10 protein-coding genes are annotated in these 13,003 nt (G+C 42.0%); 7 read left to right on the forward strand and 3 right to left on the reverse strand.

Translation table 11 applies throughout. From position 1 onward, the window contains the following. Positions 1-178: 178 nt before the first annotated feature. The 7 genes from ACP26M_RS26545 (at position 179) to ACP26M_RS26575 (ending at position 9,679) form a co-directional block, all read left to right on the forward strand. A complete protein-coding gene (locus tag ACP26M_RS26545) occupies positions 179-763 on the forward strand; it encodes a phosphonate degradation HD-domain oxygenase (protein ID WP_188833425.1) in 585 nt (194 codons plus the stop codon). Positions 764-940: 177 nt separating this feature from the next. Beyond that, on the forward strand, positions 941-4,219 hold the full coding sequence (locus ACP26M_RS26550) for a SusC/RagA family TonB-linked outer membrane protein (RefSeq protein ID WP_426584757.1): 3,279 nt from the start codon (positions 941-943) through the stop codon (positions 4,217-4,219). Between the two features lie 13 nt (positions 4,220-4,232). After that, positions 4,233-5,807, forward strand: coding sequence for a SusD/RagB family nutrient-binding outer membrane lipoprotein (locus tag ACP26M_RS26555; protein ID WP_426584759.1), 1,575 nt, complete (start codon positions 4,233-4,235; stop codon positions 5,805-5,807). Between the two features lie 76 nt (positions 5,808-5,883). Beyond that, complete coding sequence (locus tag ACP26M_RS26560; protein ID WP_426584761.1) at positions 5,884-6,978, forward strand: alkaline phosphatase family protein; 1,095 nt, start codon at positions 5,884-5,886, stop codon at positions 6,976-6,978. 6 nt (positions 6,979-6,984) lie between these two features. Further along, on the forward strand, positions 6,985-7,806 hold the full coding sequence (locus tag ACP26M_RS26565; protein WP_426584763.1) for a glycerophosphodiester phosphodiesterase: 822 nt from the start codon (positions 6,985-6,987) through the stop codon (positions 7,804-7,806). A gap of 366 nt (positions 7,807-8,172) precedes the next feature. Then, positions 8,173-8,739 (forward strand): cupin domain-containing protein, encoded by a 567-nt coding sequence (locus tag ACP26M_RS26570; RefSeq protein ID WP_426584765.1) that lies wholly within the window; start codon positions 8,173-8,175, stop codon positions 8,737-8,739. A 94-nt stretch (positions 8,740-8,833) separates the two neighbouring features. Beyond that, a complete protein-coding gene (locus ACP26M_RS26575) occupies positions 8,834-9,679 on the forward strand; it encodes a metallophosphoesterase family protein (RefSeq protein WP_426584767.1) in 846 nt (281 codons plus the stop codon). A 94-nt stretch (positions 9,680-9,773) separates the two neighbouring features. Here ACP26M_RS26575 and ACP26M_RS26580 read toward each other — a convergent pair whose 3' ends face one another. From ACP26M_RS26580 to ACP26M_RS26590, 3 genes are all read right to left on the reverse strand, one after another. Next, the gene (locus tag ACP26M_RS26580; RefSeq protein WP_426584769.1) at positions 9,774-10,739 is read right to left on the reverse strand and encodes a Gfo/Idh/MocA family protein; all 966 of its coding nucleotides are present in this window, start codon (positions 10,737-10,739) and stop codon (positions 9,774-9,776) included. Positions 10,740-10,895: 156 nt separating this feature from the next. Then, positions 10,896-11,969 carry a hypothetical protein gene (locus ACP26M_RS26585; RefSeq protein WP_426584771.1) on the reverse strand — a complete coding sequence of 358 codons (1,074 nt, stop codon included), beginning with the start codon at positions 11,967-11,969 and terminating at the stop codon, positions 10,896-10,898. A gap of 116 nt (positions 11,970-12,085) precedes the next feature. Continuing rightward, positions 12,086-12,976, reverse strand: coding sequence for a class I SAM-dependent methyltransferase (locus tag ACP26M_RS26590; protein ID WP_413669742.1), 891 nt, complete (start codon positions 12,974-12,976; stop codon positions 12,086-12,088). Positions 12,977-13,003 lie beyond the last annotated feature (27 nt).

The following is a 13,003-nucleotide window of genomic DNA, read 5'->3' on the forward strand; positions in this document are numbered from 1 at the left end:
TATTAGTTAAGTTTCAATAAACAATACGTGCATTTTGAAATTGTCTGTCTTAACAATATAAGCGGCCCTGTTGTATTAAATTTAATGTTAAATATCGGTTCTGATTGATATATTTCATGAATATTTAATAATTACCTAACCTGCATGCTGTTTATTTGCACCTAAAAATTTTAATTGCATGGCACCATCTCAATATAATCCGAAAGCTGTAGTTGATGAAGTGTTTTCTTTATACGAAAAATTTGGCGATGCCGATTATATAGGAGAGCCTGTTTCCCAACTGGAGCATATGTCGCAGGCAGCTTCACTCGCTGAGGCTGAAGGCTATGACGATGAAGTTGTACTTGCCGCTTTTTTTCATGATATAGGGCATCTTTGTGCCGATGCCGAAGAAGCAGGAAGTATGGATGGCATGGGCAATGTTGACCATGAGCGCCTGGGTGCCGATTACCTGTTAGAGCGTGGGTTTTCTGAAAGGGTTGCTAACCTGGTGCAGGGCCATGTAATTGCCAAAAGATATCTTACCTATAAATACCCCGAATATTATAACCGTTTGTCGGATGCCAGTAAAGCTACCCTTGAGTTTCAAGGAGGCGTGATGACTGCTGATGAAGCAGCCGAATTTGAACTAAACCAGGATGCCGAGCTTATCATCAGACTGCGCTACTGGGACGACATGGCCAAGGAAATGTATGTACCCGTAAATAACCTTGATCATTTAAAAGCTATTGCCCTTGCGCATCTGCAGGTGGTAAACGAATAATATCATATTAACTTTTTGTGATTAATATATAATCTGCCTGTTACAAAAATCACCTGCTTAACACAGGGTGAACATCAAGTTAAGTATAGCTTAATACTAAGTTGGTTTACTAATAATAAACAAAGTTTAGTATTGCTGCATGAAAAATTTGACTGTTTCACCCTTAAACTTTAGCAGATGAACAAGATTTACCAGAGATTAAAAACCGTAATAACGGTTTTGTTATTTTGCGTAGCTCCATCTATTTTATTCGGACAAACCAAAATAAGCGGTACTGTTACCGATGACAAACACTTGCCCCTGCCGGGCGTAAGTGTAAGAATTAAAGAACAAAATAAAGGTACTGTTACCGATATTGATGGCCGTTTTATAATAAATGCCAGCGCAGGTCAAACCCTTGTTTTTTCTTTTATTGGTTATACCTCGCAATCCGTTGTTGTTGGTGATAAACCAATTATAAATGTAAGCCTTACCGGCGATAATAAATCCCTTAATGAGGTTGTTGTAACAGCTCTTGGTATCAAAAAAGAAACCAGGCGAGTTGGCTATGCAATTCAAACAGTGCAAGGCGACGCGTTGACCACTGCTCGCGATCCTAACCCTGTTACAGGTTTAATTGGTAAAGTTGCAGGTGTATCCGTCGGCCCATCGGCCGAGTTATTGGGTAATCCTAACGTATTGATCAGGGGTAACCAGGTGTCATTATATGTTGTTGATGGTTTCCCTATTAATACAGATACTTATAACATCAGTCCTGATGATATTGAAACATATACAGTATTGAAAGGCCCGGCCGCCGCAGCTCTGTATGGCAGCCGCGCACAGTTTGGTGCCATTTTGATCACCACCAAAAATGGTGCTAAAAACAAGAAAGGCTTAACCATTGATATAAACAGCAGCACAGTATTAAACACAGGTTTCCTTGCATTTCCTCGTATACAAAGTTCATTTGGTCCGGGCGAAAATACTTTTTACCAGTTTGTTGATGGTAAAGGCGGTGCACCGGGTGGTGTAGACGGCGACTACGACGTTTGGGGTCCTTACTTTAACGGACAGCTTATTCCCCAGTATGACAGCCCTGTTGTTAATGGCGTTCGCCAGGGAACACCGTGGGTTGCCCGAGGTAAAGACAACCTGAAGCGCTTTTTGCAAGTTGGTAGCCAAACTAACAATAACGTTTCTATTGGCGCTGTTGGCGATAATTATGTAACCCGTTTTTCGGTGTCGCAGCAACATCAAACAAGTTATATTCCTTCACAATATTTGAATATAGCTAACGCTAACCTTTACGCTTCGTTTACCCCAATCCCTAAATTAACTTTTGAAGGTAATATAGATTTCAACAGGCAGTCAACTGATAATTTCCCTGATGTTCAGTATGGTCCTAACAGTATCATCTATAATATAGCGGTTTGGACGGGCGCCGACTGGAATATCGAGGCACCTGATATCAAAGGAATCTGGCAGCCCGGTAAAGTTGGTGTTCAATCAGTATTTGCCGAATATCAACGTTACCATAACCCATACCTGTTAACAAATGAGTGGACCCGTGGTCATTACAAAAATGACGTTTATGGTTATTTAGGAGCCACTTATAAATTCAATGATAACTTGAATTTGAGGTTACGTTCACAAATTGATACCTATGACCTGTTACGTACAGAAAAACTTCCTTTTAGTGCTCACCCTTACGGTCGTGAAGGTAACCAGGGAGACTACCGCGAAGACCGCAGGAACTTATTTGATAACAACACGGAGTTGATCCTGAACTATAACTACACTATCAAGAAATTCTTAAATCTGTCGGGTTTAGTTGGTTCTAACTTACGTGAGATGTCATATAACTCAAGCTGGACATCAACAGATTATTTGAACGTACCTGAGGTTTATGCGTTCAGCAACTCAAAAAACCCTATTCAGGCAACCAGCTTCAACGCATCAGAGAGAGTATTTAGTATTTATGCTTCATTGGATATGTCATTTGGTAAATATGCTACCTTATCTGGTACTTACCGTCGTGACAGGTCAAGCGCTTTCCAAAACGCTACAACTTACACTTATCCAAGTGCTTCTTTGGCTACAGTAATTTCTGATTATATTAAGTTGCCGGAGTTCATTTCATTTTTGAAAGCGCGTGGTTCATATGCTAACGTAAAAGCAGATGCTTCAAGCTCAACTATAGGTCCTGCTCCATTCAGCTCAATCACTGCGTTTGGTGGTAGCACAGGTGCTTCGTTATTTAACAATCCGCTGGGATATGGTTCAACTTATACTTCGCCGTATAACGGACCGGATTATTCTTTAAATACATCCTATTCAACCAGCAAACCATACAATAATACAACTGCTGGTTACGCAACCAACTATTTATACATCAATAACATCAAAACATCAACCCGTGTTAACTACGAAGAAGGTTTTGATATTAAATTCCTGCAAAACCGTTTAGGTTTAAGCGCTACAGCTTTCCAGTACATTGACGGTCCGCGAATTTTAGCTAACCCAATTTCTACCGCTTCAGGTTACAGCATCCTTTATCTAAACGCCCTGAAAACTAAAAGGTCAGGTTATGAAGGAACTATCGAAGGTACTCCTATCAAAAACCTGGGTGGATTTACCTGGAATGTGTTAGTAAACGTTGCCACAAATAAAGAGGTATACAAAGAATTACCTGCCGGTCAGAATACTTACAATACCTTCTTTAAAGTTGGCGACCGTACCGATAAGTTATACGGATCGGCATTTGTAAGGACTCCTGATGGCCAGGTCATCAACGATGCTGCCGGTAAGCCTTTAGTTAAACCGGTTGCTCAATACCTGGGTAACGAGAATGCTAAATACACCTGGGCTGTATCTAACAAATTACGGTACAAAAACTTTACCATGGGTTTCCAGTTTGACGGTTCGGTTGGTGGTGTAATTATTGATTACATGCACAACAAAACCATGCGTGGCGGTGCAAACATCGAAACAGCTACCGGCGCCCTTGGCGATGCGCGTTACCAGGATTGGAAAAACTTTGGCGTAACTGGCTACAACGGTACTTACGTTGGCCAGGGAGTGGTAGTATCTAACGGTACCGCTATCAACTACGATTCAAAAACAGGTGCAGTGTTAAATTACAACGCTCTGCAATATGCTCCTAACAAGCAAACTGCCTTTGTACAGGATTATGTTAGTAAATATTACGGTGTTGACGAATCAAACCTGATGAGCAAAACCTTTAGCAAATTGCGTGAAGTTAGCTTTGGCTTTGATTTTCCTAAAGCCTGGTTGCAGAAAAGCTTTATACAGAAAATATCTGCATCACTTTATGGCCGTAACTTATTGTACTTCTACGGTGACAAACGCTTTAAAGACGTGGATCTTGACCAATACAACGGTGCCCAGGCGCAAACCGTATTGCAATCACCAACAATTCGTAGCTACGGATTTAACCTGAATTTATCATTCTAATTAACAGACGGATATGAAAAAGATATTTTTAATTTGCTTATTGCCGGTATTTATGATACTAACGGTAACGGGTTGCAAAAAAAGCTTCCAGGAGTTAACCGTTAACCCTAACGTACCTAATGCTGTGCCTGCGTCGTTGCTTTTCAATGGCATTTTAAACAGCATGGTCGATATGCCTGATGGCTCCGACGAAACTTATTCGCAATACTATATTAATAACTACGATTACTACGGAAATAACCGTTATGATTTTGGCAGCGGCGACAATTATTACAACGCCTTGAAAAATGTTGTGGCTATGGAAGACCAGGCTGTTAAAGGCGGAGCCAAAGCAGTTAACCCATATAGCGCCTTAGGCAAATTTTTCAGAGCTTATTTTTTCAGCAAAATGAGTATGGAAGAAGGTGATATTCCAATGACTCAGGCTTTACAGGGTTTAACTAATCTAACTCCTGCTTATGACACTCAAAAAACAGTAATGACCCAGTCATTAAGCTGGCTGGAGAGCGCCAATGCTGATCTTACCACATTAATTGCCTCAGGCGACAATACGCTTGCCGGTGATATCTACCTGAGTAATAGCTTAACTGCGTGGCAAAAAGTGGTAAACGCATTCAGGATCAGGTTGCTTGTACAGTTAAGCAAAAAAACTGCTGATATTGATGTTGTAAATCAATTCGCTACCATTTTGGGTAATCCAACAAAATACCCATTAATGACCAGCGCAACCGACAACCTGCAATACACCTTTGTTTCGCCAACTAACTATTATCCGCAAACGCCTGATAACTTTGGTCAGAGTGGTTCACGTAAAAACACCTCGGCTACTTACATCGGTTTGTTAACAAGCTTAAAAGATCCGCGCGTGTTTGTAACGGCTGAGCCTGCGCGGTACAATGTTGATAACCTGAAAGAAAGTCCCACTGCATTTTCATCATTTATAGGTGCTGATCCGGGCCTGGATTTAGGTGTAATGTATAACAATGCAGGCTTGCAGAAATATTCTTTCCTTAACAGGAAACGTTATTACTCAACTTATACGGGCGAACCTTCTATACAAATAGGCTACCCTGAACTGATGTTTAACATAGCCGAAGGTATTAACAGAGGTTGGGCTACAGGCAATGCGGAAGACTATTATATCAAAGGAATACAGGCTTCGTTTGCTTTCTACAGTATCCCAGCTGGTACAGGTACTTTCACCGCTTATTTTTACCGCCCTGGTTCAACCAACGTAGCTACTTTATCTAACTACGATACTTACACCATCAACGTTAATTGGGCTACCTACTATGCGCAAAGCAGTGTTAAATATACTACAGGTGCAACTGGTTTAACTAAAATATTGCAGCAAAAATACCTGGCGTTATTCCGTCACTCGGGTTTGGAATCATATTTTACATACCGTCGTACCGGTATACCAACCTTTACAACAGGGCCAGGTACTGGTAACGGTGGTCGTATAGCAACCCGTTTCCAATATCCGCAATCAGAGCGTACTTCAAATGCCGATAATTATAACAAAGCGTTAGCCAGTCAGTATGGCGGTAACGATGATATTAACGGTGTTATGTATATACTTAAATAACCTCAGCTTATACGTTTTAATTAATCTGCATAAAGGCCCCGCTAATCAGGGGCCTTTATCATTAAATACAAAAGCCATGAAAAAAGTTATCTTATTTGTATTATTCGTATTGTCGTTTTCGGCCTTAAGCGCCCAGCATAAAACCCAAAACGTAGTTATCGTCACTATCGATGGTTTACGCTGGCAGGAAGTTTTCCGTGGTGCCGATTCGGCCATTATCAACTCAAATGATACGCATGATAAGAATGATGTGCGTAAAAATTTCTGGACGGAGGCCGCAGCCGATCGTCGAAAACTGCTGATGCCTTTTTTTTGGAACACGGTAGTTGAAAAAGGACAACTGTATGGAAACCGTGATCTGGGCAGCAAAGACGAAGTAGCCAACCCGTATCATTTTTCATACCCGGGATACAATGAAATATTTACCGGTTTCCCCGACAAGCGGATGAACACCAATGATGGTATCTATAACCCAAACATGAATGTGCTTGAGTTTTTGAACGAACAAAAAGGTTTTGAAAACAAGGTGGCTGCATTTGCATCATGGGAACGCTTTTCGCAGATCCTGAGCCCTCAGCGTGCCGGTATTTTAGTTAACGCGGGTTTTATGCCTTTAGAAATTGCGGGGATGAATGACCGCCTGAAACACCTGAATGAACTGCAATTGGAAGCACCCCGTTATATCAGCGATTCAACGCGGATCGATTTCCTGACATTTGAGTTTGCCAAAAACTATATGATGCAATATAAGCCGCGTGCATTGTATGTTTCATTTGATGAACCGGATGATATGGCCCATGCAGGCAATTATAAGTTTTACCTTGACCGTATTAAACAGGAAGATGGCTTTATAAAACAACTTTGGGATTATATCCAATCAGAGCCTGCTTATAAAAATAAAACTACCCTGATCATCACCTGCGACCACGGCAGGGGTGATGAGCCAATGAAAAAATGGCATGACCATGGGTCGGACGTGTTACATTCAGAGCAAACCTGGTTTGCGGTAATCGGCCCGGGTACCCCGGCAACAGGAGAAATGAAACAAGGTGAAACAACTTATCATAAGCAACTGGCTCAAACCATAGCCAATTTATTAGGCTTTGATTTTAAAGCTGCGGCAGGTCATGAGGCGGGGGATGCGATAAGTAGTGTTACAGGTAAAAAATAAATAACGATGCGTTTTCAACTATTAACAATTTTGGGTTTACTATGGCTGCTACCCGGTGATGGGTGGCAGGCCAACCCGGCTCCTGTTTCAAGGCATAAGTTTATAGTCGCTGCCCACCGTGGCGATCACGTCATTTATCCGGAGAACACGCTTGAAGCGTATAAGGAGGCAATAAAAAATGAGGCTGATTATGTAGAGATAGACCTGCGTACTACCAAAGATGGTGAACTGGTAAGTATGCATGACGGCAGTATCAACCGCATGACTGATGGTAAAGGCCAACTGAAGGATTTTACACTTGCGGAGCTATTGCAGTTAAAGGTGAAGAGCAAGGATACCGCGAGCAAAGAGGTGTACCGGATCCCAACCTTTAAGCAGATCCTGCAAATATGCAAAAACCGGATAGGTATCTATCTTGATTTTAAAGCTGCCGATCCTGAACAGGCTTATCAGATGATCAAAGAATATGGCATGGAAAAACAGGTATTGGTTTATATTAACAGCGCCGCTCAATTTACAGGCTGGCGAAAAGCTGCCCCAAAAATGCCGCTGATGCTGAGCCTGCCCGATAGTGTTAAAAATACTGCCGGAATGAAAAGCTTTATCGATCAGTATCACCCTGATATCCTTGACGGATCATACAATCAATACACCGCCGATATGGTTGCCTTGGCCGGTGAATATCACATTCCGGTTTGGCCTGATATTCAAAGTGCAGGTGAAGGCCCGGCAGATTGGAACGAGGCCCTTGCGGTTGGTTTGAAAGGTTTACAAACGGATCATCCGGCAGCATTGGTGAAGTTTTTAAAAGAAAAGGGGTTGAGGTAAATTGTCTGAATCAGAATTTTCAGAATTTAAGAATGTCCGGAATGTGATGTGTTTAATTCTGAAAATTCAAGCATTCTGAAATTCTGATTCAGATAGCTTCTTAACTGTCAATCACCATCACAGGGCAACGTTTGCACATGAAATAATATCCTATGACCTTGCGCCGCGACCTTTCGGTATGCCCATCTAACCAGTAAAGGTTGCAGGCAATATTAAAGCCCTCAAATATATATCAACTAAAACGGCACCCTAATTACGTAAGAATACTTAGGGATTAGCGTAACTGAATAATTATAACTACTTTTATATCAATGAGGTAAGATATAACGGGTTTCTTTTTATAAACCAATGTAAAACCGCTTTGCCATGAAAAGAAATAATTTCATTACTGCTATGTTAGCTTTTGCTGCAATGCCTTTAACATCCTTTTCTACAGGTGTAAAGAGATTTATGCGGGTAAACAAAGGATTTAAAATAAGTGCGGGAGAAGGCCGTATACATGGGCATATTAAATTAAAAGGGGTCAATTCAAATATAATGGATGTGAAAGTATCTGGCAGTGATACCGACGGCGACCTGGCTATTTTTGAACAAACAAGTTTGTCGCAAGGCCGCGGTACTCCATTGCATGTGCATCCCTTGCAAGACGAAATATTTTATGTTTTAGATGGCGCCTACTACTTCCAGGTTGGTGAAGATAAGTTCCATTTGAGTGCAGGCGATAGTGTTTTTTTACCCCGAAATGTACCACATGCATGGACACAAGTATCTGAAAAAGGGAAAATGACGGTTACGTTTCAACCTGCTGGTAAGCTTGAAGATTTTTTTGTAACAATGCAAGCATTAGATCATGAACCAATAAAACAGGAACTCGCCAAAATTTTTAACGATCATGATATGCAAATAGTAGGTCCGCCGTTAAAACTGGAGTAAACTTCTCACGGTATGTACAAGACACGTCAAATTAGGTGTTTTCTTAACTTTCATTTAACACCCCAAGCCTACCTTTGCCGTAAAATAATAGCCTATGACCTCGCGCCGCGAATTTTTTGGCACTGCCTTAACAGGCGTAGCCGCTTTAAGTCTTTTACCTGCTGTCAATAGTTTTGCCGCTGAAAATAACGGGTATAGCCGTGCCACCAAAGCCAAACTAAAATTAAGATTTGCTTTAGCTTCTGACATTCATTATGGACAGCCGAAAACGGATTTTATGTTGCACACCGGCAACATGGTTAAATGGCTTAACGAAGATCATAGCAAAAATCACCTTGATTTTGTGATTGTTAACGGCGACCTGGTACACAACCGCCCCGACTTGCTCCCTGAGATCAAAGCTAAATACCTTGATAAATTAAATGTCCCCTACCATACTATTCCCGGCAATCATGATTTTGCGGATGCCGCGGTTTGGAAGAATGCTTTTGGTTATGAAGATAAATACACGGTAGAGTTTGGCGATATAGGTTTTGTATTGGCCCACACTGCCGATACCAAAGGTGTTTATACCTGCCCTAATAATGCTTTCCTCAAGGTGTCGTTAGATAAATTTGCCGACAAAAGAATTGTTTTTGTGATACTGCATATCCCGCCTACCAAATGGGTTAAGAATGATGTATTTGTTGATTGCCCGGAAACCATCCAATTGCTTCATTCATACCCTAACATAAAAGCGGTGTTTCATGGCCACGATCACTTACTGGATGGTGTGCGTTACACGGATAAACTCCCACATTTTTTCGATTCGCACATAGGCGGCGACTGGGGTACTGAATACAAAGGCTACCGCATAGTTGAAGTTGATGAGCAGAATGCTATCTATACCTACCAGATAAACGCGAGCCAGAACCCGGTGCTAAACTCGGCTAAACTGTAAACTTTTTTTAGGACGATACATAACGTAGAAGGCACAAGTTAGCCGTGCTCAGGCTATCGCACAAAACTTGTGCCAGCAAAGTTTATTATAGATTTTACTTTTCCACCGGGTATTTTAACCCTATTTGCGCCCTGGCCCGATCTATCATATCAATCATTTGTCTTGATAGTTCATGCGGCAGTATCGAGCTTTCGGTTTTGCCCTGCTTTATGAGTTCATAAAAATGGATAATCTCATAATTTAGCCCTCCGGCAATAAATGGTTCATTCAATTCTACTATGCGGCCATCAAGGTAGCTGATAGTTGCCTTTGCCGGGTTCCACCAGTTTTTGTGGATGGTAATATGCCCCAGCGCACCTACTATCAATGCGTCGCCTTTGCCATGCATATCAAAACCACAATATAATTGCGCGTATCCATTTTGATGAAGCGTTTGAAAAATGGCAAACATGTCGATCCCGGTTTCGCCAAACCTGCCCATGGTTTGGATGTCCTGTATGGGGCCAAGCCAGTCGAGGGCTAGAAAAGCCTCATAAATGGCAATCCCCATGAGGCTGCCGCCCACAAGGTCGAGGTTGTAATTCGGATGGTCGGGCGGGCAATCGGCCACGGCCGATCCGGCGCGTACATAGCCAACAGGGCCTATAGGATCATTAGCAATATGTTCTTTTAATTTGCCGTATAAAGGGTAGAAGGGTGGTTTCATTCCTTCCATAAAAAGCAAGCCGGTTTGTTTAGCAACAGCAAGCACCTCGTCCAGTTCGGCAAGATTAACAGTAACCGGTTTTTCACAAAGCACATGCTTGCCCGCTTTAAGTGCGGCAATGCTGTAAGCGGCATGGCTATCAGGCAAGGTAGCTATATAAACAGCGTCAATATCGCTCGCAAGCAATTCATTAATACTTCGGCAAGCAATACCGCCATATTGCGCAACAAAAGCGTCAACAGTTTCAGGCCTGCGCGAATAGGATGCTGTAAGTTCAACACCATCAACAACTGAGAAGCCCTGCATAAACCTGTGGGCAATACGTCCGCATCCAATAACACCCCATTTTATCATAGTTCTTAGTCAGAAGTCTTAAGTCCGGAGTTCTAAGTCAAAAATTGATTTTTCAAGTATATAGCTTTAAATGCAAAAGTCCCGGGTAAATAAATTTTATTACTTACCCAGGACTTCTGACTTGGAACTTAAGGCTCTCGACTTAAGACTTCCGACTTATTGATACTGGATATAAATCGGGTATGGTTTGTATCTTGATAAAACCTCCTCTGGTGTTAACATGTGGTGAGGTGGTTTTTTGATATCGTTTTTATAAAACAATTTAAAGCCTGTAAACTGAACCGGCTCCTGGTTAATAAAATAGCGGTACGTACCGGTTTTAAGGTCTGGTTCGCCCCAACCGTCCATATCCATTACCAATTGGATCTCGGGGTGCAGCTTGATATTTTTATAGTTGGTCACCATCTTTTTAGTAAAGCGGTGAACTATCAGGATTTTTGGCGGTAAGCCGTTTTTCTTAACAATTTTGGTTAGGTAGTCTGATACGTAGTTGATATCATCAGCATCATAAGTGCCGATCTTTTTACCCGGATGGGTTCCGTCTTTCATCGAAAACTCAGGGTCCATACCAAAATGTACCTGCGGTAATTCCAGGTATTTTTCAAGCAGCGGTAATTCTGCACGGATGTTGCTCAAGGCTACCTGTACATCTAAAAATACAATAGCATGGGCTTTTTTAGCCAGCACCAATACGCTGTCAATTTGCTTAAATGGCATACGGTAACGGAATTTGCCGTCTTTACCGCCATCGCCCTGGGCAACTACAGCAATATAGTGCAGTGCAGGCTGTACCGGAGTTTTAGGATCTGCCTTTTCCCAGTGTTTTACTTCGCCTTTAAGCTTGGCCAACATTTCATTTGGCGGCAATTCGCCCAAAATACCCATTCTTTTCGAATACAGGTTTCCGTAAAAAGCAACTACACGTTTAAATGGTAAAATGGCGCCGCCTATCGGGTACGGGGTATTTTTAACAGGCCATCTGCCGGTTGTATCGCCATGCGCGTTGAATTTCATCAACGAGTCGTACAGCTTTTTGTCGATAGGAGGGTAGGTAGATTTTTTAACGCTTAAGGTATCTGCTGTTTCAGCCTGGGCCGAATCACCTTTAACTGCAACAGCGGTTTTTTTACCGTCGGTTTTGGCATTACTGCCATTTTGTGAGCAGCTATTTAAAAGCAAAGCTGCCGATGCCACAAACGTAGCGGATAGTACAAGCGTTTTTAGTTTCATTTTTTTAACGTTCAATATAATGCAGGTGTATGTAAGGTGTGTTTATTTTAATTCCCAGCCACTTATAAAGCAGCAATTGTGTTGGTTCGGTCGCCGCCAAAGATAGATATTGGAAATTAATTACTTTTAATTTTATGAAACTTTCCAAAAACCCCTAAAGGCAGTTTTGGCCCTGCCGTAGCCTGCAGATAAAGCTCGCCAATTTCGAGGTTTTGCACCTGTGGGAATGAGCTTTTAATAAGGTTTTCAACTATTACAGATGAGAAGCCAAGGGAGTAAGTATTCAGGATGAGGAAGTGCTCTTCAGGGTCGAGCAGTTGAGTTACATCACGCATCATTTCGGTGATGTTATCTTCCAGTTTCCACTTTTCGCCGTTGGGGCCATTGCCATATGCCGGCGGATCAAGTATGATACCGTTATATTTTTTACCGCGTTTCAATTCGCGTTTTACAAATTTCAAAGCATCCTCAACAACCCATCTAATATCTTTCAAACCCGAGATCTCCTGGTTTTCATTAGCCCAGGTTACTACTTGCTTTATAGAATCGACGTGGGTAGTATCGGCACCTGCTGCCCTTGCAATTAAGGAAGCGCCGCCTGTGTAGGCAAACAGGTTAAGTACTTTTGGCTCGGGGGTTTTAAAGCGTTTTACATTTTGGCTGATATAATCCCAGTTTACGGCCTGCTCCGGGAAGATGCCCACATGTTTAAATGAGGTTAATCCCAGCCTGAACTTAATGGCTGCTTCCTTGTTTTTATATTCGATATGCCAGCGATCGGGAGTTTTAGGATCTTTTTTCAACCATTCGCCTGTAGTTGCCGAACGGCCTTTAAACTTGATATGGTGCAAACGCTGCCACTCAGAAGCGGGCAGGGTTTTGTTCCAAACCGCCTGTGGTTCGGGGCGGATAAGTATAGTGTTCCCAAAGCGTTCCAGCTTTTCAAAATCGCCGCAATCAATCAGCTCGTAATCTTTCCAGTGCGTTGGGGTAAGTAATTGGATCATTTTATTTTAAGTCAAAAGTCTTGAGTA

The sequence above is a fragment of the Mucilaginibacter sp. R-33 genome (assembly GCF_049949235.1).
GTDB lineage: Bacteria > Bacteroidota > Bacteroidia > Sphingobacteriales > Sphingobacteriaceae > Mucilaginibacter.

Coding starts and splice junctions, on each gene's coding strand:
- ACP26M_RS26555 (WP_426584759.1), top strand. CDS start 4,233: ATGAAAAAGATATTTTTAATTTGCTTATTGCCGGTATTTATGATACTA.
- ACP26M_RS26570 (WP_426584765.1), top strand. CDS start 8,173: ATGAAAAGAAATAATTTCATTACTGCTATGTTAGCTTTTGCTGCAATG.
- ACP26M_RS26565 (WP_426584763.1), top strand. CDS start 6,985: ATGCGTTTTCAACTATTAACAATTTTGGGTTTACTATGGCTGCTACCC.
- ACP26M_RS26580 (WP_426584769.1), bottom strand. CDS start 10,739: ATGATAAAATGGGGTGTTATTGGATGCGGACGTATTGCCCACAGGTTT.
- ACP26M_RS26575 (WP_426584767.1), top strand. CDS start 8,834: ATGACCTCGCGCCGCGAATTTTTTGGCACTGCCTTAACAGGCGTAGCC.
- ACP26M_RS26560 (WP_426584761.1), top strand. CDS start 5,884: ATGAAAAAAGTTATCTTATTTGTATTATTCGTATTGTCGTTTTCGGCC.
- ACP26M_RS26590 (WP_413669742.1), bottom strand. CDS start 12,976: ATGATCCAATTACTTACCCCAACGCACTGGAAAGATTACGAGCTGATT.
- ACP26M_RS26550 (WP_426584757.1), top strand. CDS start 941: ATGAACAAGATTTACCAGAGATTAAAAACCGTAATAACGGTTTTGTTA.
- ACP26M_RS26585 (WP_426584771.1), bottom strand. CDS start 11,969: ATGAAACTAAAAACGCTTGTACTATCCGCTACGTTTGTGGCATCGGCA.
- ACP26M_RS26545 (WP_188833425.1), top strand. CDS start 179: ATGGCACCATCTCAATATAATCCGAAAGCTGTAGTTGATGAAGTGTTT.